The following is a 20,609-nucleotide window of genomic DNA, read 5'->3' on the forward strand; positions in this document are numbered from 1 at the left end:
GGCGTTTACCGGACGGGGGCCGGGGGCTGGGTTCCCGGGTCCGGCGTTCACCGGCCGGGTCCTGGGGTTCCCAGGTCCGGCGTTCCCGGGTGAGGTCCGAGGGTCGGGATTCCGGGGTGCGGACTGGCGTTCCCGGACGTGCTCCGGCCCGTAAAAGGATTCCGTCCGGCGGCGCCCCGATCGATCGTGCCCGCACGTGGACCGGGGGTTCGGTCAGCCCCACCCCCGGCCCTCCACCCGACCCTCCCCGCAGCCCCTCCGGGCCTCACCACAGCCTCCTCGCGGCCCCCCTCCGGTCCCCCTCCGCAGCCCTCCTCGGGCCCTCCCCTGCCCCTCCCCTGACCCTCACACCACCGCCCCGCCCTCGCTGAGGGCAGCGTTCCTCCCGGGAAACAGAGGTGATGCCACCGGGTAACACCGGCACCGCACGGTGTGGTCATGACCTCGAATACGCGTGTGGTGGTGACCGGCTCCGGCCTCGCGGGTGTCCGGCCCGCCCGGGTCGCCGGCATCGGCCGCAGCGCGCGGACCGTGCGCCGCGCGGACGGTCCGGAGATCGCATACGACACGCGGGTCCCGGCCGCCGGCTCCGACCCGGTGCCGCCACCGCCGCGCGGAACGCTCGGTCGCGACCACGAACTGCCCGAGGGCGCCCACGCGTTCCGCGCGATGCACGACTGCCGGGGCCTGTCGAAGGCGCCGCGTCCGGCGGTACGGGCGGTCGCCGCCGACGGGGTTCCCGCCGGCGAACCCGGCACCGTCGGCGAACCCGGCACCGTCGGCGCGCTCGCCCGCGCCGGGGAGGGCGCCGAGCCGCTCCCCGCGGACGGCGCTCCCCCGCTCCACCCGCTCACCAACGACGGAGGCTCCTGATGACTGCCGCCCCGGGGGCCAACCCCACGATCGTGCTCGTCGGCCACGGGATGGTCGGCCAGCGCTTCCTCGAAGCGCTCGCCGAACGCGGCCTGACCGCCACGCACCGCGTGGTCGTGCTGTGCGAGGAGCCGCGCCCCGCCTACGACCGCGTCGCCCTCACCTCGTACTTCTCGGGGAAGACCGCCGAGGAACTCTCCCTGACCGACATGGAGTTCATCCGCGAGCACGGCATCGAGCTGCACGTCGGCGACCCGGCCGAGTCGGTCGACCGGGCCGCGCGCACCGTGACGGCCCGGTCCGGTCTGACGGTCGGCTACGACACCCTCGTACTGGCCACCGGCTCCTTCCCCTTCGTCCCGCCGGTCCCCGGCAAGGACGCGGAGGGCTGTTTCGTCTACCGCACGATCGACGACCTGCTCGCCATCGAGGCCTACGCGAGGTCACGGGCGACGACCGGGGCCGTCGTCGGCGGCGGTCTGCTGGGCCTGGAGGCCGCGGGCGCGCTCAAGGGCCTCGGACTCACCAGCCACATCGTGGAGTTCGCGCCCCGGCTGATGCCGGTGCAGGTCGACCAGGGCGGCGGGGCCGCGCTGCTGCGCACGATCGAGGAGATGGGCCTGTCCGTCCACACGGGTGTGGGCACACAGGAGATCGTGGTCGGCGAGGACGGCGCGGTCACCGGCATGAAGCTCTCCGACGGCTCCGAACTCGCCACCGATCTGGTGGTGTTCTCCGCCGGTGTCCGCCCCCGCGACCAACTGGCCCGCGCCTGCGGTCTGACGGTCGGCGAGCGCGGCGGCATCAGCGTCGACGAGCAGTGCCGCACGGTCGCCGACCCGCGGGTGTTCGCGATCGGCGAGTGCGCGCTGGCGGCGGACGGCCGCGTGTACGGGCTGGTGGCGCCGGGCTACGAGCAGGCGGAGACGGCGGCGGCGACCATCGCCGAGGACGAGAGGGCGTTCACGGGCGCGGACCTGTCCACCAAGCTCAAACTGCTGGGTGTCGACGTGGCGTCCTTCGGCGACGCGCACGGCACCACCGAGGACTGCCTGGACGTCGTCTACTCCGACTCCCGCGCGGGCCTGTACAAGAAGCTGGTCATCGGCCGGGACGGCACGCTGCTCGGCGGCATCCTGGTCGGCGACGCGGAGGCGTACGGAACGCTGCGCGCCTTCACCGGCTCGGTCCCGCCGGTCTCCCCCGAGTCCCTGGTCCTGCCGGCCGGCGCGGGCGGCCCGGTGCAGCTCGGCCCGTCCGCGCTGCCGGACGAGGCGGTGATCTGCTCCTGCCACAACGTCACCAAGGGCACGATCCGCGGCGCGGTGACCGAGCACTCCTGCACGACCGTCCCCGAGGTCAAGAAGTGCACCAAGGCCGGTACCGGCTGCGGCAGTTGCGTCAAGGTGCTCGGGCAGCTCGTCACCGCCGAGCTGGAGGCGAGCGGCGTCGAGGTCGACAAGGGGCTGTGCGGCTGCTTCGGACAGACCCGCGAGGAGCTGTACGAGATCGTCCTGGCGCTCAGGGTCACCTCGTACCGCACCCTGCTGGACCGGTACGGCCGTGAGGACGCCCGCGGCGGTGACGGCTGCGAGGTCTGCAAGCCCGCCGTCGGCTCGATCATCGCCTCCCTCGCGCCCACGATCGGCGCCGACGGCTACGTCCTGGAGGGCGAACAGGCCGCGCTCCAGGACACCAACGACCACTTCCTCGCCAACCTCCAGAAGAACGGCTCGTACTCGATCGTGCCGCGCATCCCCGGCGGCGAGATCACTCCCGAGAAGCTCATCGTGATCGGTGAGGTGGCGCGGGACTTCGGGCTCTACACGAAGATCACCGGCGGTCAGCGGATCGACCTGTTCGGTGCGCGGGTGGAGCAACTCCCGCTGATCTGGGCCCGGCTGGTGGACGCCGGCTTCGAGTCCGGGCACGCGTACGGGAAGTCGCTGCGGACGGTGAAGTCCTGCGTCGGGCAGACCTGGTGCCGGTACGGGGTGCAGGACTCGGTCCGGATGGCGATCGACCTGGAGCTGCGCTACCGGGGTCTGCGGTCCCCGCACAAGCTGAAGTCGGCGGTGTCGGGCTGTGCCCGCGAGTGCGCGGAGGCCCAGTCGAAGGACTTCGGCGTCATCGCCACCTCCAGCGGCTGGAACCTGTACGTCGGCGGCAACGGCGGCGCGACCCCGCGCCACGCGGACCTGCTGGCGCAGGACCTGTCGGACGCCGAACTGGTCCGTCTCATCGACCGGTTCCTGATGTTCTACATCCGCACCGCGGACCGTCTGGAGCGCACCTCGACCTGGCTGGAGCGGATTCCCGGCGGCCTCGGCCACGTCCGCGAGGTGGTCGTGGAGGACTCGCTCGGCATCTGCGAGGAGCTGGAGTCGCTGATGACCGCGCATGTCGCGAACTACCGGGACGAGTGGGCCGAGACCATCAACGACCCCGAGAAGCTGGGCCGGTTCGTGTCCTTCGTGAACGCTCCCGACACCCCGGACCCGGTCGTCGGCTTCGTCCCCGAGCGCGACCAGATCAAGCCCGACCTGCCCCTGCTGACCATCGGCACCCGACCCTTGGAAGGAAGTGCCCAGCGATGACCCTGGCGCCCGAGACGACCCGGCCGGCGACGGCCCTCACGCTCCAACTCCTGCTGGAGGAAGGCTGGTTCACGGTCTGCGAGCTGTCCCTGCTGACTCCGGGCCGGGGCGTCGCCGCCCTCCTCCCGGACGGCCGCCAGGTCGCGCTGTTCACGGACCGCGCGGGACGCTCGTACGCGATCGACAACCGTGATCCGTTCACCGGGGCCGCGGTGCTCTCCCGGGGTCTGACCGGTACCCACCGGGGCCGCCCGTTCGTGGCCTCCCCGCTGCTCAAGCAGCGCTTCGACCTGGAGTCCGGGCAGTGCCTGGACGACGAGGACGTACGGGTGGCGGCGTACGAGGTGCGGGCCGCCTGACCGGGCCCGTCCGACCGGGCCGCGACGGACCCTCACCCCGGGGTTCCGGCCCCGGGGTGCGCGGCCCTCAGCCCTTGAGACCCTCGTAGACGACGCCCGTGAGCCGCTCCGAGGCGGCCCAGAGCAGCTCCGCGCGGGTGTCGTCGCGGGTCCGGCGGGCCCGCCAGGAGGTCGAGGGCGAGCCGCGCCACATCGCGAAGGACGGTCCGACGAAGGTATCGGGCCGTACGCCGGGCGCGGTGGCCGCGTACAGCGTCGGCAGCGCCCCGGCCTCGGCGCTCTGCCCGAGGACGCGGTTGCCGATCTCCATCAGCCGCTCGGCGCCCTTGCGCCCCTCGAGCCGGGGCCCGGCGGTCTGGAGGTTCGTGGAGGCGTACCCGGGGTGCGCCGCGGCCGCGACGACCTCGGACCCGGTGACGGCCAGCCGCCGCGCGAGCTCGTGCGTGAAGAGGAGGTTGGCGCTCTTGGACCGGCCGTAGGCGACCCACTTGCGGTAGGTCCCCTTCTCGCTGTTGAGGTCGTCGGGGTCGAGGTCGGCCAAGGCGTGCATGAGGCTCGACACGGTGACGATCCGCGCGCCGGGGGTCGCCGCGATCGCCGGGAACAGCAGCCCGGTGAGCGCGAAGTGGCCCAGGTGATTGACCCCGAACTGCGTCTCGAAGCCGTCCACCGTCGTCGCGTACGGCAGTGCCATCACGCCCGCGTTGTTCACCAGCAGGTCGAGGCGGTCGTACGGGAAGGAGTCCGCGAACTCCCTCACGGACGCGAGGTCCCCGAGGTCGAGCCGGCCGGACTCCACCTCGGCGCCGGGAACTTCGGCGGCGATCAGCTCGGCCGCCGCCCTGCCCCGCGCCTCGCTGCGACAGGCGAGCACCACCCGGGCCCCGTGCCGCGCCAGCTCGCGCGCGGTGACGAGCCCGAGCCCGCTGTTGGCCCCGGTGACAACGGCAACCCTCCCCCGCTGCCCGGGTATGTCCCGCGCACCCCAACCACCCATGCCCGCTCCTCCCTCTGCCTCGCCCCACCCTACGAGTACCGGTCCATCCCGGATCTCTCGCGTGCCGTGACCGTGGCGCAGGTGCAGAAGCGCGCGACTTCCCCTTCGGCTCTCATTCTCCAAGTATTTTCGCAGCGAGACGCAGCTGCATATCGATCTTCCTCTTCACCGGCTGGAGCTTCTCACGATTGTCGGCGATCATCTTTTCTTGATACGACATGTCGACGGCATACCAAGTACCTACGACATTGAGCCGCTTCTTACACTCGGTATCGGCGACCGCAACCTTCTTTTCGGTGGCGGTGGCGGGTTCGCCTCCTTTCCAGCGGGGGTCGTTGTTCGCTTCCATGGGATCTGCGTACTCGTATCCGCGAAGCTTCATGCACTGGGACCATTGCTGAAAGACTTTTCGAACCCTGGCGTCCTGAAATGAACTCTGCCAGCTTGCGGCATTTATGCTGTTGGAGATCTCGGCATCTCCGCCGCCGCCATCCTTCTCCGTATCCCGGAGAGCCCTTCTCGCCTCACCCACACACCCGCCTTCCGGGAGCTCTGTTCCCTTCGAGCGGTCAACCCTGTCGCTACCGCCGTTGAGCGCGAGCGCATACCCCTTGGGCTTAGGCTTTGCCGGCGCAGGCTTGCCCGGGGCGGCATCGCTACCTTTGGGCTTGTATCCGTAAGAAGCCGCATCCGAGGAGCTTGTGATGCCATACCGAAGCTCGGTCAATGATTCAGGCCGAAAAGAGTGCGATTGCTCCGGCATGTCGTAGACGAATCCGAAGCGGCGCATACAGAGCCCAATGGACTTCGATTTCGCCTCGACGACTTGATCCCGCTGCCCGTCACTGAACATGTACGACTCGATCGGCAGCCTCATCCGAGTCGCCGAAGTCATCTTCGGAGCCTTGGCAGGCACGGGTGCAGTTGCTTGCGTACCGCTCGCTGCGCATCCGGTGCATGCGGCCAGCAGAACCGCAACGAAGCCCGCCCACACCTTCCGGCATGCGAGATCACTATTCTCCATGGCCACCTTCCATCACCCAACCATCACTGCACAGAAAAAGCCCTCGGAGGGAATCCCCCCAGGGCTTTTTCGATTACTCGACCGTCAGAGGTGCCGACCGGAAGCGTTGTTGTTCTTCAGCTGACTGTTCAGGTTGGCCCAGCTGTTGCCACCGATGGTCTGGTAGACACCCGCGTAGTTGCTGTTGTAGTACACGCGGTATCCGCCGGCGTCATTCCGAGAATCGATGGACGCGGCATTGTTCTTCACATACTGCAGGTATCCGGCACCCGTGCCGTCGCTGTAGTAGAACTTCCAGGTGCCATAGTTGTCGATATCGTCGCCATTGTCGTTGGCGTACGATCCACCCAGGTCAGAATTGTAGTGGAGGCAGGCCGCCCCTTCGGTGCAGACGTCAGCGGAAGCCGTACCGATGGAGCCGACGGTCAAGGCAATTCCACCCACGAGGCCGGCGACAAGGAGGCGCTTCATCTTCAAGGAAATCTCCGAACGAGAAGTGAGAAAAAACCAGACCCGAAGGGCAAACAATTCAATTACCCCCCGGCGGAAGATGATCATAGTCCGCACGAACGAAGTGGTCAAAGTTTAATTTTCACGACCTAAATCAACCGAATTATCCACCCTTTTGATGTGTTTGATGTTTTTGGCCTTGCTGATTCAGAAAGAGCTGTCGACGAAGTCGAATGCCTTTTAGCCTTGGTGGCTGAAATTCAACGATCTGGATGGCCGAAAGGGCGACACCCCCGCACAAAGGTGCAGGACCGGGCCCCTCCGGACCCTCGGACGACGTGTCAGTTCCCGCCGCGGGACCGTCGGAAGAGCGCTACGGCGACACCACCGGCCAGCAGCAGCGCGCCAGCCGCCCAGGTCGTCCAGCCGCCGCCGAGTCCGGTGCCGGCCGGCGGCCAGGACCCTGACGCAGGGCCGTCCGAGACGGAGCCGTCCTGCGTCAGCCGCAGGGTCAGCGGCGCGCTGTCGTTGGAGGCGTCGGGGTCGAACCCCTCGAAGAACTCCTGCGTCTGGATCTGGCCCGTGGAGACGGCCGGGGTACGGGGGCCGATGGCGAAGGTGAACGACAGGAGGTGTCTGTCTCCCGGGGCGGGGTCGCCGAAGTAGCACTCGTAGGTGGTCCAGCCCAGTCGGGGGCCGTGGTACGACCCGTCCGTGCCCGGCGGGTAGCAGTCGCGCGGGATCTTCGTGGCCTTCGCGCCCGGCGGCAGCTTGACGAGGACCGTGAGGCCGGTCTCGTCGTCCAGGAGGTCCTCCACCAGCGCCGGCCCCCGGTCGACCACGGTGACGTGCAGCGTGGCGTGACCGCCGCGCCGCCCGGTGGCGGTGTCCCCGGTGACGGCGAAGTCGGCGTGGTTGACGCTGTCGACGTAGGTGGTGAAGGACGGCTCGTGGTTCCCGTCGGACGGCGTCGCGCCGTCGGGGACCAGGGTCAGCGGGGTCCCGGGGCCGTTCGCCGGGGCGGCGTCGGAGAGCGGGGTGACGACGTAGTAGATCTTGTCGTGCAGGGCCTCGTCGCCGACCTTGACCCGCAGCGGCGACGACAACGCGTACTGCCGGCCGGGCTCCACCGGGGTGGGGAAGTCGCACAGGGTCTCGTGCACGATGTGCCCCCCGCGGCTGCTCGCGGACACGTCGCGGCAGTTGCCCCAGGAGCCCTGGAGGTGCAACCCGGCCGTGGTGTCGATCCGCAGCTCCACCCCCTGGGCAGCCGGGAGTTGGCCGGTGTTCCACACGTCGAGCGGAAAGGTCAGCATGTCGCCCGGCACCTGGTCCATCTGCTCGGCGGACTCGCTCACCTTCAGCTGCGTCTTGCCGTTGGTGAGGGTGACCTGGTCGCCGGTGACGGTGGCGTCCGACGCCGTGCCGGAGACGGTCAGGGTGCCGCTGCTGCCGATGGCCGCACCGGGCTTCGGGACCAGCGTGATGGCGTGGTAGTCCGAGGTGGCGGACGCCAGGTCCAGCGTGCAGAGGTCGCCCTCGCAGTGCTCCGACGGTGCCGGCTCGGCGAAGTCGGCGACTCCGGACAGGTCGACGGTCAGGTGGACGTGGTGTGCCGCGCCCTCGCCCGCCACCTTCCACCGGTAGGCCACGAACACGTTCGCCGGCTCCGTCCCGATGAAGAGCTCGTGCTCGACGAACCGGACCGTCATCCCCCGTGCGCCGTCCGCCGCGTCGGCGCGGGCCGGACCCGTGCCGAACAGCCCCGCCATCAGCGCCAGCGCACCCACCGCCGTCGCGACCGCGCGCACCCATGATCTTCGTGCCATCCGACCGAACCCTTCCCCATGCGCCGGGAGGGTCCCGGGCCGCCGTGCTGCACAGCGGTGACCCGCGAGGTACGAAAAGGGTTGCGGCCGGCCGGGCTCAGGTGTCCGCGCCTGGTCAGCGGCGTACCTTGGCAAACTCCGCACACCATGCCCGAAAGGGCGACACCCCCGCACAGGGTGTCGCCCTCTCTCGTGGGCCGGGGCCGCCGCCCATCGGTCTTGAGGGTCGGGGACAGGCGGCGGACCCGGGGTCCGGTGCTCGGGGTCAGCGGTGGTCGCTGCCCTGCGAGCTGGAGGCCGCCCGGCCCGCTTCGAGGCGGGCGACCGGGATGCGGAACGGGGAGCAGGAGACGTAGTCGAGTCCCACCTCGTGGAAGAAGTGGACCGACTCCGGGTCGCCGCCGTGCTCGCCGCAGACGCCGAGTTTCAGGTCGGGGCGGGTCGCGCGGCCGGCCTGCACCGCGGACTTCACCAGGGAGCCGACGCCGTCCTTGTCGATCGTCTCGAACGGGCTGACGCCGAAGATGCCCTTCTCCAGGTACGCCGTGAAGAAGGAGGCCTCCACGTCGTCGCGGCTGAAGCCCCACACCGTCTGGGTGAGGTCGTTCGTGCCGAAGGAGAAGAACTCCGCGGCCTCGGCGATCTGGCCGGCCGTCAGCGCGGCGCGCGGCAGCTCGATCATCGTGCCGATGGCGAGCTTGAGCTGTACGCCGGTGGCCGCCTCGACCTCCGCGATGACCTGGTCGGCCTCCTCGCGGACGATCTCCAGCTCCTGGACGGTGCCGACGAGCGGGATCATGATCTCCGCGCGCGGGTCGCCCTTGGCGTTCTTGCGCTCGGCGGCCGCCTCCGCGATGGCCCGTACCTGCATGGTGAACAGACCGGGGATGACGAGGCCGAGGCGCACACCGCGCAGGCCCAGCATCGGGTTCGCCTCGTGCAGGCGGTGCACCGCCTGGAGCAGGCGCAGGTCGTTCTCGTTGGCGTCCTTGCGGGACTCGGCGAGCGCGACACGCACCGACAGCTCGGTGATGTCGGGCAGGAACTCGTGCAGCGGCGGGTCCAGGAGACGGACCGTGACCGGGAGGCCGTCCATCGCCGAGAACAGCTCGACGAAGTCCTTCTTCTGGAGCGGCAGGAGCGCCTTCAGCGACTCCTCGCGCTCGGCGTCGGTGTCCGCGAGGATCAGCCGCTCGACCAGCTCGCGGCGGTCGCCGAGGAACATGTGCTCGGTGCGGCACAGGCCGATGCCCTGGGCGCCGAAGCGGCGGGCGCGCAGCGCGTCCTCGGCGTTGTCGGCGTTGGCGCGTACGCGCAGGCTGCGCTTGCGGTCGGCGAAGGCCATGATCCGGTGGACGGCCTCGACCAGCTCGTCGGCGTCGTCGGCGCCGGCGTGCATCCGGCCCTCGAAGTACTCGACGACCGGGGACGGCACGACGGGGACCTCGCCGAGGTACACCTTGCCGCTGGAGCCGTCGATCGAGATGAGGTCGCCCTCCTCGACGACGTGCCCGCCGGGCACGGTCATCCGGCGGCGCTTGGTGTCGACCTCCAGCTCCTCGGCGCCGCAGACACAGGTCTTGCCCATGCCGCGGGCGACGACGGCCGCGTGGGAGGTCTTGCCGCCGCGCGAGGTGAGGATGCCCTCGGCCGCGATCATGCCGTCGAGGTCGTCGGGGTTGGTCTCGCGGCGGACGAGGATGACCTTCTCGCCGGAGCGCGACCACTTCACCGCGGTGTACGAGTCGAAGACCGCCTTGCCGACCGCGGCGCCCGGCGACGCGGCGATGCCCCGGCCGACCTGCTGGACCTTCGCGTCCTCGTCGAAGCGCGGGAACATGAGCTGGGCGAGCTGGGCGCCCGTCACCCGCTGGAGCGCCTCGGCCTCGTCGATCAGGCCCTGGTCCACGAGCTGCGTGGCGATGCGGAAGGCCGCGCCCGCCGTGCGCTTGCCGACCCGCGTCTGAAGCATCCAGAGCTGGCCGCGCTCGATGGTGAACTCGATGTCGCAGAGATCCTTGTAGTGGTTCTCCAGGGTCTCCATGATCTGCATGAGCTGGTCGTACGACTTCTTGTCGATCGACTCCAGCTCGGCGAGCGGGACCGTGTTGCGGATGCCCGCGACGACGTCCTCGCCCTGGGCGTTCTGGAGGTAGTCGCCGTAGACGCCCTGGTGGCCGGAGGCGGGGTCGCGGGTGAAGGCGACGCCGGTGCCGGAGTCGGGGCCGAGGTTGCCGAAGACCATCGAGCAGACGTTGACGGCGGTGCCGAGGTCGTGCGGGATGCGCTCCTGGCGGCGGTAGAGCTTGGCGCGCTCGGTGTTCCAGGAGTCGAAGACCGCGTGGATGGCGAGGTCCATCTGCTCGCGCGGGTCCTGCGGGAAGTCCCGGCCGGCCTCGGTCTTGACGATCTTCTTGAACTTGGTGACGAGCTTCTTGAGGTCCGCCGCCTCCAGGTCCGTGTCGACGGTGACCTGCTTGAGCTCCTTCGCCGCATCCAGCGCCTCTTCGAAGAGCTCGCCGTCGACGCCGAGGACCGTCTTGCCGAACATCTGGATCAGGCGGCGGTACGAGTCCCACGCGAAGCGGTCGTCGCCGGCCTGCTTGGCGAGGCCCTGCACGGACTTGTCGGAGAGCCCGATGTTCAGGACGGTGTCCATCATGCCGGGCATGGAGAACTTCGCACCGGAACGGACGGAGACGAGCAGCGGGTCGTCGGCCTGGCCGAGCTTCTTGCCCATCGTGGCTTCGAGGGCCTCGAGGTGCGCACTCACCTCGTCACGCAGTGCCGCCGGCTCGTCGCCACTGTCGAGGTAGGTCTTGCACGCCTCGGTGGTGATCGTGAAGCCGGGCGGGACGGGGAGACCCAGGTTGGTCATTTCGGCGAGGTTGGCACCCTTGCCCCCGAGCAGGTCCTTGAGGTCCCTGTTGCCCTCGGTGAAGTCATAAACGAACTTCGCTCCGCCAACGCCGTTTCCGGTTACGTGGGGATCTTTGTTTTCCGACACGAGCCTGACTCCTCGACGTCGCGGTGGCTGCCCTGACGACGGGGAACATACCCAGATCGAAGGCGTCTGGGTACGTCCACTTGCGCGTCATGCGCCTGTAACCACTCGTCCGCCACCAGATCCAAAGTCAAGGGTTGGCAAGTCATCGGGCGCCGATGTTTTCACTTCTTGAACGGATGAGGCCCCACAAGTGGCCTTTGGCGCTCACGTGAGCGTCGTTCAGCACGTCTGAGTTTAATCGATGAACGATCAGAGGGTGGCACTGAGTGCCACCCCTTAGGGAAGTGCAGCCGCCCAAGATCCGCTCATCTGAGCGTGACCCCTATCAAGGGTGGCGAGAATCACGCCACCAGGAGGAGCCAGATTTCATCATGCGGACCACGATCCGGACACGACACACGGAGGCACCGGGAGATACGGACACGACACACGGATGGCTCACCCGGCCGCCCCACACGAATGGTCCACCCGGCCGCCCGGTCATACGCCGAGCGCCGCCAGCCGTTCCTCGGCCCGCTCCGGCGCGTACAGGTGCTCCACGACCAGCGCGCCCGCGCCCACGAGCCCGGCCCGCTCGCCGAGACGCGAGGTCACCACGTCCAGATGAGCGGTGGAACGCGGCAGCGCCCGCTGGTACAGCAGCTCCCGGACGCCCGTGAGGAAGGGCGTGCCGGCCAGATCCCCGGCGATCATCAGCACACCCGGGTTGAGCAGGGTCACCACGGTGGCCAGGACGTCCCCGACCTGCCGGCCCGCCTCCCGCGCGAGCGCCGTCGCCTCGGGGTGCCCGGCCGCCAGCAGCTCGCGCACGTCCGAGCCCGACGCGGCCGGGACCCCGGACTCCGCGAGCCGGCGCGCCACCGCGCCACCACTGGCCACGGCGGCCAGACAGCCGTACGAACCGCACCGGCACAGCGCGTCGGCGCCCACCCGGATGTGCCCGATGTCGCCGGCGCCGCCGTCGATGCCCCGGTAGACGGTGCCGCCGACGACCATGCCCGCGCCGATACCGGTGGAGACCTTGACCAGCGCGAACGCCGAGCAGTCCGGATAGCCGGTGCGCTGCTCCCCGTACGCCATGAGGTTGGCGTCGTTGTCGACGAGCACGGGGACCCGCGCGGCGCCGGTGCCCGCGTGCTCGGCGAAGGCGCGGCCCAGCCGTCCCCGTATGTCGTAGCCGTCCCAGCCGGGCATGATCGGCGGCTGGACCACACGGCCGGTCTCGCTGTCGACGGGGCCCGGCACCGCGAGTCCGATGCCGCACACGGCGTCGGCGCTCCGGCCGGACTTCCCGACCAGCTCGGCGAGCCGGCGTCCGAGTTCGCCGAGCACCGCCTCGGGTCCGTCGTCGACGACCAGGGGGCCCGCGTGCTCGGCGAGGATCTCGCCCGTCAGGGTGAGGACGGCGGTCCGGCCGTGCCGGGTGTCCAGGTCGGCGGCGAGGACGACGGCGTGCTCGTCGTCGAACTCCAGGGTGATGGAGGGGCGTCCGCCCAGCGGCGAGTCGACGGGGCCGCCCGCGCCCTCACGGAGCCAGCCCGCGCGGAACAGCCGGTCCAGGCGCTGGCCGACCGTGGCCCGCGACAGACCGGTGGCCCGCTGGAGCGCCCCGCGCGTGGTGGCGCGGCCGCTGCGCACCAGTTCGAGAAGTTCTCCGGCGCTCGCCTGGTTCCCGGTCTTCACGGTCACTCCCCGCCTTTCCGTCATGCGCACCCTCTTGCGTTCCCCAACTCTGCATTACATATTGAGTTTTGCGTGTTAAATAGACGTAACCCTACGGCAGATGCTGCCGAACCGGCCGGCCGGACGTCTTCGGGGAGACCTGAGTGGACAGCACGACCCAGCTCACCGCCCTGCACAGGGGACCCGTCACCCCCGTGCGTACCACGGGCACTCCGGCGCACGCCTCCGGCCCGCCCTCCCCGCCCCGCGCGGACGGCGTCGTCCGGAGCGGACCGCCCGTATACGATCCCGGCGGTCCGTCAGGATCGCTGCACCTCAAGGCGTCCCGGGTACTGGACGGCAACTGGACCGGAACGTCCACGGTGCCCTCGCGCGGCCTGTACCCGCACCAGTGGTCCTGGGACTCCGCGTTCATCGCGATCGGCCTGCGCCATCTGTCACCCCTGCGGGCGCAGACGGAGCTGGAGACGCTGCTCGGCGCGCAGTGGGCCGACGGGCGTGTGCCGCACATCGTGTTCAACCCCTCCGTCCCGCTCGACGCGTACTTCCCGAGCCCCGACTTCTGGCGCTCCTCCACCGCCGGGCGCGCCGCGGGCGCCCCGCGCACGGTACAGACGTCGGGCATCGTGCAGCCACCGGTGCACGCGCTGGCGGTGTGGCTGGTGCACCGGGCGGACCCGGGACTGTCCAGGGCCCGCTCGTTCCTCTCCCGGATGTATCCCCGCCTGGCGGCCTGGCACCGCTATCTCCTGCACCGCCGGGACCTGGGCGGCGGGGGCCTGGCCAGCGTGGTCCATCCCTGGGAGCAGGGCATGGACAACAGTCCCTGCTGGGACGCCCCGCTCAGCCGCGTCACCCCGGCGCCGGCGCGCTCCTTCCGGCGCGCCGACCTCGACCACGGGGCTCCCGAGGACCGGCCGACGGATCTCGACTACGGGCGGTACGTACGGCTGGCCGCGGACTACCGGGACCGTGGATACGCCGACGGCGGCGGCGAGTTCGCGGTCGAGGACCCGATGTTCAACGCCCTGCTGATCGCGTCGGAGCACGCGCTGGCCGAGATCGCGCGGGAACTGGGCGCGACGGGGACGGCCCGGCACGCGCGCGCGGAACGGCTGACGGCGGCGCTGGTGGAGCGGCTGTGGGACCCGGCGGAGGGCATGTTCTTCTGCCGCGACGAGCGAAGCGGCGGTGGGCGCGGTGGTGCGCTGATCCCCGAGAGCAGTGTCTCCGGGCTGCTGCCGCTCATCCTGCCCGCGCTGCCGCGCGACATCGCCGCCACGCTCGTACGGACCGCGTACGGGCCGCGCTTCGGCCTCGGCGGGGCGGCGCGGCTCGTGCCGAGCTACGACCTGACCGGCGAGGCGTTCGACCCGCACCGCTACTGGCGGGGGCCCGCCTGGTTCAACACCAACTGGCTGCTGGAGCGGGGGCTGCGGCTGCACGGGGAGCACGGACGGGCGGACGCGCTGCGGGCCGCCCTGCTGGACACGGCCGGCGAGTCCGGGTTCGCGGAGTACGTGGACCCGTTCACCGGCGAGGCCTGCGGAGCACTCGGTTTCAGCTGGACGGCGGCGCTGACGCTCGATCTGCTGCACGAGCCCTCCGGGGCGGCACCGGTCGTGTCCCCGCAGGGGCGCGACGCGTTGACCGACACGGCACCGGACACCGGCGCCGGTGGCGCGGGACGACGCGCATTCGATTTCGAGGCGGACACCAAGGGAGGGGACCGGGGATGACGGACCGGCATCATCTGCTCGTGCACGGTGGGACGTTCGCCGCCGTGGGCGACGGCGGGGACATCAGCGGAGTGCGGGGCGGGAGCTCTCCGGACGGGCTGTTCGTACGGGACGCCCGGCATCTCAGCCGCTGGCAGCTCACGGTGGACGGCGCGGTGCCCGAGGCGCTCACGCCGGTCGCGGACGGCGACACGGCACGCTGCGTCCTGGTGCCGCGGGGCGGCCGCAACGAACCGCCCGCCTACACGCTCTTCCGTGAACAGGCCGTCGCCGAGGGCTCGTTCGTGGAGGCACTACGCGTCACCAGCAACCGTCCGACGGCCACGACGGTCCGGATCGCGGTCACCGCCGACGCCGACTTCACGGATCAGTTCGAACTGCGGTCCGACCACCGCACCTACGCCAAGACGGGCGTCGTACGCCAGCGGCAGGTCCTGGACGACGGGGTCGAGTTCAGCTACCGGCGCGGGGAGTGGAGGTCCCGTACGACGGTCACCTCCGAGCCCGCTCCGGACGGCGTGGAGGAGACGGGCACGGGCGCGCGGCGGCTCGTCTGGACGCTCGACCTCGAACCGCACGGTTCGGCGGAGCTGGCGCTGCGCGTCGCGGCGCGTCCGCACGGCGCCGCGCACGAGCCGCGCGTTCCCGCCTCGCCCGCCGCGGCGGGCGAGCGGCTCCTGGCCCTGGAGGGCGAGTTCGCGCAGGGGGTGCCGTTCCCGACCGGCTGGCCGGAGCTGGCCGCGGCCTGTGCGCGCGGCCTGTCGGACCTGGCCGTCCTCCAGGTGCCGGCGACGGGCCCGGACGGCGAGGAGCTGCGGGTCCCCGCGGCCGGGGTGCCCTGGTTCCTGACCCTGCTGGGCCGCGACGCCCTGCTCACCTCGCTCTTCGCGCTGCCCTACCGGCCGCAGCTCGCCGCCGCCACGCTGCCCGCGCTGGCCGCGACCCAGGCGGTCGAGGTGGGGGCGGGCGCGGTCGCCCAGCCCGGCAAGATCGTGCACGAGGTGCGGCACGGCGAGCTGGCGCACTTCGGGCAGGTGCCGTACGGGCGTTACTACGGCTCGGTGGACGCGACGCCGCTGTTCCTGGTGCTGCTCGGCGCCTACACCGAGCAGACCGGTGACACGACCCTGGCCCGGCGCCTTGAGCCCAACGCCCGTGCGGCGATCGGCTGGATGCTGGACCACGGCGGGCTGACCTCGCGCGGCTATCTCGTCTACCGCGCGGACGGCGGCGGTCTCGCGAACCAGAACTGGAAGGACTCCCCCGGCGCCATCTGTTCGGCCGACGGCAGCCGCCCCAGCGGGCCGGTGATGGCGGCGGGCGCGCAGGGATACGCGTACGACGCGCTGCGCCGCACCGCCCAACTGGCCCGCACGGTCTGGGACGACGAGGTCTACGCGGCGCTGCTGGAACAGGCCGCCGCCGATCTGCGCGACCGTTTCCAGCGGGACTTCTGGATGAGCGAACACGCCTTCCCCGCCCTGGCGCTGGACGGCGACGGCCGGCACGTCGACGCGCTCGCCTCGGACGCGGGGCATCTGCTGTGGTCCGGTCTGCTGGACAAGGAGTACGGCGAACTGGTCGGCCGGCGGCTCCTGGAACCGGACTTCTTCTCCGGCTGGGGTGTGCGCACGCTCGCGGCGGGCCAGCCCGCGTACCACCCGCTGTCGTACCACCGCGGTTCCGTCTGGCCGCACGACAACGCCCTGATCACCCTGGGGCTGGCGCGGTACGGACTGCACGACGAGGCCCGGACGGTGGCGCACGGGCTCGTGGACGCGGCCACCGCCGCGGGACACCGTCTGCCGGAGGTCATCGCGGGCTACGGCCGTGACACCCACGCCCAGCCGGTGCCCTACCCGCACGCCTGCGTACGGGAGTCCCGTTCGGCGGCGGCGCCGCTGGCCCTGCTCGCGGCGGTGGGCGGGGCGTAGGACCACACCGGGAACCGGGCGGCGCGGGGGCGGCGTCCGGGTGCCGTCCGGTGCGCGCGCGGGCGGCGCGCGCACCGGACGGCCGGTGGATCAGCCGCCGGAGGTGTCCAGTTCGGCGTCCTCGGGGATGCCCGCGCAGTCGTAGGGGTCCTTCAGCCAGCCGTCCGGCAGGACGACCCGGTTGTTGCCGGAGGTGCGGCCGCGCGGTCCGTCGGCGCCCGCCGGCCACGGCTGGTCCTGGTCCAGCTCGGCCAGCCCGTCGGAGAGTTCGGCGAGCGAGGAGGTGATCGCGAGACGCTTGCGCATCTCCGAGCCGACCGAGAAGCCCTTGAGGTACCAGGCGACGTGCTTGCGGAAGTCGATGACACCGCGCGCCTCGTCGCCGATCCACTCGCCGAGGAGCGTGGCGTGGCGGACCATGACGGCCGCGACCTCGCGGAGCGTCGGCCGCGCGTAGGCGTCGGGGCGGCCCTCGAAGGCGGCCACCAGGTCGCCGAACAGCCAGGGCCGGCCGAGGCAGCCGCGCCCGACGACGACGCCGTCGCAGCCGGTCTCGCGCACCATCCGCAGCGCGTCGTCCGCCGACCAGATGTCGCCGTTGCCGAGGACGGGGATCTCCGGCACGTGCTCCTTCAGCCGGGCGATCGCGTCCCAGTCGGCGGTGCCGCCGTAGTGCTGGGCGGCGGTGCGGCCGTGCAGCGCGATGGCCGTCACGCCCTCCTCGACCGCGATCCGGCCCGCGTCCAGGAAGGTGATGTGGTCGTCGTCGATGCCCTTGCGCATCTTCATGGTGACGGGCAGGTCCCCGGCGCCGCTGACGGCCTCACGCAGGATCGCGCGCAGCAGGTTGCGCTTGTACGGGAGGGCGGAGCCGCCGCCCTTGCGGGTGACCTTGGGGACCGGGCAGCCGAAGTTGAGGTCGATGTGGTCGGCGAGGTCCTCTTCCGCGATCATGCGGACGGCCTTGCCGACGGTGGCCGGGTCGACACCGTAGAGCTGGATCGAGCGCGGCGTCTCGGTCGCGTCGAAGTGGATGAGCTGCATGGTCTTCTCGTTGCGCTCGACCAGCGCCCGCGTGGTGATCATCTCGCTGACGAACAGTCCCTTGCCGCCGCTGAACTCGCGGCACAGCGTGCGGAACGGCGCGTTCGTGATCCCGGCCATGGGGGCCAGGACGACCGGCGGCCGCGCCGTGTGCGGGCCGATCGAGAGCGAGGTGTTCAGCGTGGGGTCCACCGTGGACGTGGGCGTGGGCATTCCCCCATTGTGGCGTACCGGGCCGGGTGCTCGCGCGGAAGATCATGTAGTGGTCATTAGTTAGACACACTATCGACAACGCCGTACGCTGAGCACATGCCTGAGCTCAGCCACCGCCGCCGGATGCTGGTGCTCGCGATCTGCTGCATGAGTCTGCTGATCGTGAGCCTCGACGTCACGATCCTGAACGTCGCGCTGCCCTCGATGCAGCAGGAGCTGCACGCGAGCGTCGCGGGGATGCAGTGGACCATCGACGCGTACACCCTGGTGCTGGCCTCGCTGCTGATGCTCGCGGGCTCCACCGCCGACCGCATCGGCCGGCGCAAGGTGTTCATGACGGGCCTGGTCCTGTTCACCATCGGCTCGGTGCTGTGCTCCCTCGCCCCGAACCTCGACACCCTCATCGTCTTCCGGATGGTCCAGGCCGTCGGCGGCTCGATGCTCAACCCGGTGGCGATGTCGATCATCACCAACACCTTCACGGACCCCCGTGAGCGGGCCCGCGCGATCGGCGTCTGGGGGGCCGTGGTCGGTATCTCCATGGCCGCGGGACCGCTGGTGGGCGGACTGCTCGTCGACACCGTGGGCTGGCGGTCCATCTTCTGGATCAACCTTCCCGTCGGCCTCGCCGCGCTCCTGCTGACGCTGCGCTTCGTGCCCGAGTCCCGCGCCCCGAAGGCCCGCCGTCCGGACCCGGTCGGCCAGCTCCTCGTCATCGCGCTGCTCGGCTCCCTGACGTACGCGATCATCGAGGCGCCCACCTCGGGAATCGTCCACACCCTGTCCTTCGGCGTGATCGCCCTCGCCGCGCTGCTCGGGCTCCTGTGGTACGAGCCGCGGCGCGACGAACCCCTCATCGACCTGCGCTTCTTCCGCTCGGTGCCGTTCAGCGGGGCCACCGTCATCGCGGTGAGCGCGTTCGCCGCCCTCAGCGGCTTCCTGTTCCTGTCGACGCTGTACCTGCAGAACGTGCGCGGTCTGAACGCCCTGCACGCGGGTCTGTGGATGCTGCCGATGGCGTTCCTGTGCTTCGTCTGCGCTCCTGTGTCGGGGCGCCTGGTCGGCAACCGCGGGCCCCGGCCGTCCCTGCTGATCGCCGGGGTCGCGATGACCGTGAGCGGTGTGCTGTTCGCGGCGTTCGAGGCGGAGACGTCGAACCTCACGCTCGTGATCGGTTACGTCTTCTTCGGCATCGGCTTCGGCTTCGTGAACGCGCCCATCACCAACACCGCCGTGTCCGGCATGCCGCGCTCGCAGGCGGGGGTCGCCGCCGCCGTCGCCTCGACCAGCCGGCAGATCGGCGGCACCCTCGGGGTCGCCGTCATCGGCGCGGCCCTCGCCTCCGGCATCCAGGCCTCCGCCTACCGGGAGAGCTTCGCCGCGGCCTCGCTCCCCGGCTGGTGGATCATCACCGGCTGCGGTGTCGCCGTCCTCGTCCTCGGCTGGCTCAGCAGCGGCCGCCGGGCCCGCGCGTCGGCCGAGCGCACCGCGCGTCTGCTGGAGTCCCCGGAGATCCGGGAGGCGGCGGGGGTACGGAAGCAGGACGCGTCCGCGGCCTGAGGGGGCGGACGGCTCGGGGCCGGGCGCAAGCCGGACCCGAGCGAGGCCGAGCCTGGCCGGCGGCCGATCCCGGCGAGGGCCCGCCCGCGCCTGAGCGGCATCGAACTCCAGCGGGGGGCGAGCCCGAGCGGGGTCGGACCCTGGCCGAGCCGGGCCCGGCGGAAGCCGGTCTCGGGCCCCGGCGAAGTCGGCCCCGGCGGAAGCCGGGCACCAGCGGAGTCAGCCCCGGTGGAAGCCGGTCTAGGGCCCCCGTCAGGCCGCTCCCGCCGTCTCGTCCTGGGCCCGGGCTCCGTCCTGGGCCCAGGCTCCTTCCTGGTCGTGGGCGCCGGTGGGGGTGTCCGCCTCGGCCTCCAGGGCGATCGCGTGCAGCTTCTCCAGGCGTTCGCGGCTCTCCTCGTCCCGGGGCGGGTACGTCACCATGCGGGCGCCCAGGTCGGGGGCGAGCCACAGGTCCGTGTGATCGACGGTGACCAGGCCGACGTACGGGTTGAGGAACTTCTTCGTCTTGCCGCGGGTGACGGCCACCTCGTACCGGTCCCAGTTCTCGCGGAACTCGGCCGACTCCGCCCGCAGCCGCTTCAGCAGGGTCTTCCAGGCCGGCTCCCCCAGGTGCCCGGCCATCGACGCGCGCAGCTTCGCGGCCATCAGCCGCGTGGTCTCGTCGAGCAGGACGATCGACGAGCGCCACTCCGCGTTGGTGTAGGCGAGCAGGACGCAGTTGCGGTCGGCGGGCGGGACCGTGCCGAGGTCGCGCATCATCAGCCGGGCGTACGTGCGGTTGTACGCCAGGATGTCGTACCGGCTGTTCTGGATGCAGGCCGGTACGGGCTCCAGCGTCGTCAGGATCTGCCGCAGCGCCGGGGTGATCACCGGGCACTGCGCGGCGGGCGTGGGGTCGACCGCTCCGGCGAGCTGGAAGAGGTGGGCCCGCTCGCCGGCGTCCAGCAGCAGGGTGCGGGCCAGCGCGTCGAGGACCTGTTCGGAGACCTGGATGTCGCGTCCCTGCTCGATCCACGTGTACCAGGTGACCCCGACCGCGGAGAGCTGGGCGACCTCCTCGCGGCGCAGGCCCGGCGTGCGCCGCCGACGGCCGCGGGGGAGCTGGACCTGCTCGGGGGTGATGCGTTCGCGGCGGCTGCGCAGGAAGGTGGCCAGTTCGTGGCGCCGGATCTCACCGGCGCGGGACCCGGCCTCTTCCGGGCCGGGCGCACCCGGTCGCGGCGGGGCCTGGACGGGGGGCGTCTCCCGGGTCATCGTCGTCATGCCTCCAGCCTGCCGCTCTGCCCAGCCTGTTGCCAGG

14 protein-coding genes are annotated in these 20,609 nt (G+C 71.1%); 6 read left to right on the forward strand and 8 right to left on the reverse strand.

Annotated features, from left to right (window positions below; all coding sequences use genetic code 11):
- Positions 1 to 438: 438 nt before the first annotated feature.
- Genes ACZ4TO_RS12375 through nirD form a run of 3 tightly spaced genes read left to right on the forward strand, consistent with a single transcriptional unit; the run spans position 439 to position 3,829 of the window.
- Positions 439 to 873, forward strand: a complete 435-nt coding sequence (locus ACZ4TO_RS12375) for a hypothetical protein (RefSeq protein WP_468024125.1) — start codon at positions 439 to 441, stop codon at positions 871 to 873.
- The gene (gene nirB / locus ACZ4TO_RS12380) at positions 873 to 3,470 is read left to right on the forward strand and encodes a nitrite reductase large subunit NirB (protein WP_385042229.1); all 2,598 of its coding nucleotides are present in this window, start codon (positions 873 to 875) and stop codon (positions 3,468 to 3,470) included. Before ACZ4TO_RS12375 ends, nirB begins: the two co-directional genes overlap by 1 nt.
- Positions 3,467 to 3,829, forward strand: coding sequence for a nitrite reductase small subunit NirD (gene nirD, locus ACZ4TO_RS12385; protein WP_468024126.1), 363 nt, complete (start codon positions 3,467 to 3,469; stop codon positions 3,827 to 3,829). Before nirB ends, nirD begins: the two co-directional genes overlap by 4 nt.
- 67 nt (positions 3,830 to 3,896) lie before the next feature.
- Here nirD and ACZ4TO_RS12390 read toward each other — a convergent pair whose 3' ends face one another.
- The 6 genes from ACZ4TO_RS12390 to ACZ4TO_RS12415 all read right to left on the reverse strand — a co-directional run bounded on the left by ACZ4TO_RS12390 (position 3,897) and on the right by ACZ4TO_RS12415 (position 12,843).
- Positions 3,897 to 4,826, reverse strand: a complete 930-nt coding sequence (locus ACZ4TO_RS12390) for an oxidoreductase (protein WP_382782160.1) — start codon at positions 4,824 to 4,826, stop codon at positions 3,897 to 3,899.
- A 112-nt stretch (positions 4,827 to 4,938) separates the two neighbouring features.
- Complete coding sequence (locus tag ACZ4TO_RS12395) at positions 4,939 to 5,721, reverse strand: hypothetical protein (RefSeq protein ID WP_468024127.1); 783 nt, start codon at positions 5,719 to 5,721, stop codon at positions 4,939 to 4,941.
- Positions 5,722 to 5,934: 213 nt separating this feature from the next.
- Entirely contained in the window at positions 5,935 to 6,408 is a 474-nt protein-coding gene (locus ACZ4TO_RS12400) for a hypothetical protein (protein ID WP_468024128.1), read from the reverse strand.
- A gap of 233 nt (positions 6,409 to 6,641) precedes the next feature.
- Complete coding sequence (locus ACZ4TO_RS12405) at positions 6,642 to 8,129, reverse strand: hypothetical protein (protein ID WP_468024129.1); 1,488 nt, start codon at positions 8,127 to 8,129, stop codon at positions 6,642 to 6,644.
- A gap of 265 nt (positions 8,130 to 8,394) precedes the next feature.
- The gene (gene ppdK / locus ACZ4TO_RS12410; protein WP_382782226.1) at positions 8,395 to 11,136 is read right to left on the reverse strand and encodes a pyruvate, phosphate dikinase; all 2,742 of its coding nucleotides are present in this window, start codon (positions 11,134 to 11,136) and stop codon (positions 8,395 to 8,397) included.
- Between the two features lie 480 nt (positions 11,137 to 11,616).
- Positions 11,617 to 12,843, reverse strand: a complete 1,227-nt coding sequence (locus ACZ4TO_RS12415) for an ROK family transcriptional regulator (RefSeq protein WP_382782229.1) — start codon at positions 12,841 to 12,843, stop codon at positions 11,617 to 11,619.
- Between the two features lie 119 nt (positions 12,844 to 12,962).
- Here ACZ4TO_RS12415 and ACZ4TO_RS12420 point away from each other — a divergent pair, with 119 nt between their 5' ends.
- Together ACZ4TO_RS12420 and ACZ4TO_RS12425 are read left to right on the forward strand one after the other, a co-directional pair.
- The gene (locus tag ACZ4TO_RS12420; RefSeq protein ID WP_385042236.1) at positions 12,963 to 14,558 is read left to right on the forward strand and encodes an MGH1-like glycoside hydrolase domain-containing protein; all 1,596 of its coding nucleotides are present in this window, start codon (positions 12,963 to 12,965) and stop codon (positions 14,556 to 14,558) included.
- Positions 14,555 to 16,492, forward strand: a complete 1,938-nt coding sequence (locus tag ACZ4TO_RS12425; RefSeq protein WP_385042237.1) for an amylo-alpha-1,6-glucosidase — start codon at positions 14,555 to 14,557, stop codon at positions 16,490 to 16,492. Before ACZ4TO_RS12420 ends, ACZ4TO_RS12425 begins: the two co-directional genes overlap by 4 nt.
- Before the next feature lie 90 nt (positions 16,493 to 16,582).
- Here the strand turns inward: ACZ4TO_RS12425 and dusB are convergent, their stop codons facing one another.
- Positions 16,583 to 17,749, reverse strand: coding sequence for a tRNA dihydrouridine synthase DusB (gene dusB / locus ACZ4TO_RS12430; protein ID WP_468024130.1), 1,167 nt, complete (start codon positions 17,747 to 17,749; stop codon positions 16,583 to 16,585).
- 96 nt (positions 17,750 to 17,845) lie between these two features.
- Here dusB and ACZ4TO_RS12435 point away from each other — a divergent pair, with 96 nt between their 5' ends.
- Positions 17,846 to 19,309 (forward strand): MFS transporter, encoded by a 1,464-nt coding sequence (locus ACZ4TO_RS12435; protein WP_468024131.1) that lies wholly within the window; start codon positions 17,846 to 17,848, stop codon positions 19,307 to 19,309.
- Between the two features lie 252 nt (positions 19,310 to 19,561).
- Here ACZ4TO_RS12435 and ACZ4TO_RS12440 read toward each other — a convergent pair whose 3' ends face one another.
- Positions 19,562 to 20,572 (reverse strand): helix-turn-helix transcriptional regulator, encoded by a 1,011-nt coding sequence (locus tag ACZ4TO_RS12440; protein ID WP_385042238.1) that lies wholly within the window; start codon positions 20,570 to 20,572, stop codon positions 19,562 to 19,564.
- Positions 20,573 to 20,609 lie beyond the last annotated feature (37 nt).

Source organism: Streptomyces sp. NPDC028298 (assembly GCF_055565895.1).

Coding starts and splice junctions, on each gene's coding strand:
- nirB (WP_385042229.1), top strand. CDS start 873: ATGACTGCCGCCCCGGGGGCCAACCCCACGATCGTGCTCGTCGGCCAC.
- ACZ4TO_RS12435 (WP_468024131.1), top strand. CDS start 17,846: ATGCCTGAGCTCAGCCACCGCCGCCGGATGCTGGTGCTCGCGATCTGC.
- ACZ4TO_RS12425 (WP_385042237.1), top strand. CDS start 14,555: ATGACGGACCGGCATCATCTGCTCGTGCACGGTGGGACGTTCGCCGCC.
- nirD (WP_468024126.1), top strand. CDS start 3,467: ATGACCCTGGCGCCCGAGACGACCCGGCCGGCGACGGCCCTCACGCTC.
- ACZ4TO_RS12440 (WP_385042238.1), bottom strand. CDS start 20,572: ATGACGACGATGACCCGGGAGACGCCCCCCGTCCAGGCCCCGCCGCGA.
- ACZ4TO_RS12400 (WP_468024128.1), bottom strand. CDS start 6,408: ATGATCATCTTCCGCCGGGGGGTAATTGAATTGTTTGCCCTTCGGGTC.
- ACZ4TO_RS12395 (WP_468024127.1), bottom strand. CDS start 5,721: ATGACTTCGGCGACTCGGATGAGGCTGCCGATCGAGTCGTACATGTTC.
- ACZ4TO_RS12405 (WP_468024129.1), bottom strand. CDS start 8,129: ATGGCACGAAGATCATGGGTGCGCGCGGTCGCGACGGCGGTGGGTGCG.
- ACZ4TO_RS12375 (WP_468024125.1), top strand. CDS start 439: ATGACCTCGAATACGCGTGTGGTGGTGACCGGCTCCGGCCTCGCGGGT.
- ACZ4TO_RS12390 (WP_382782160.1), bottom strand. CDS start 4,826: ATGGGTGGTTGGGGTGCGCGGGACATACCCGGGCAGCGGGGGAGGGTT.
- dusB (WP_468024130.1), bottom strand. CDS start 17,749: ATGCCCACGCCCACGTCCACGGTGGACCCCACGCTGAACACCTCGCTC.
- ACZ4TO_RS12415 (WP_382782229.1), bottom strand. CDS start 12,843: ATGACGGAAAGGCGGGGAGTGACCGTGAAGACCGGGAACCAGGCGAGC.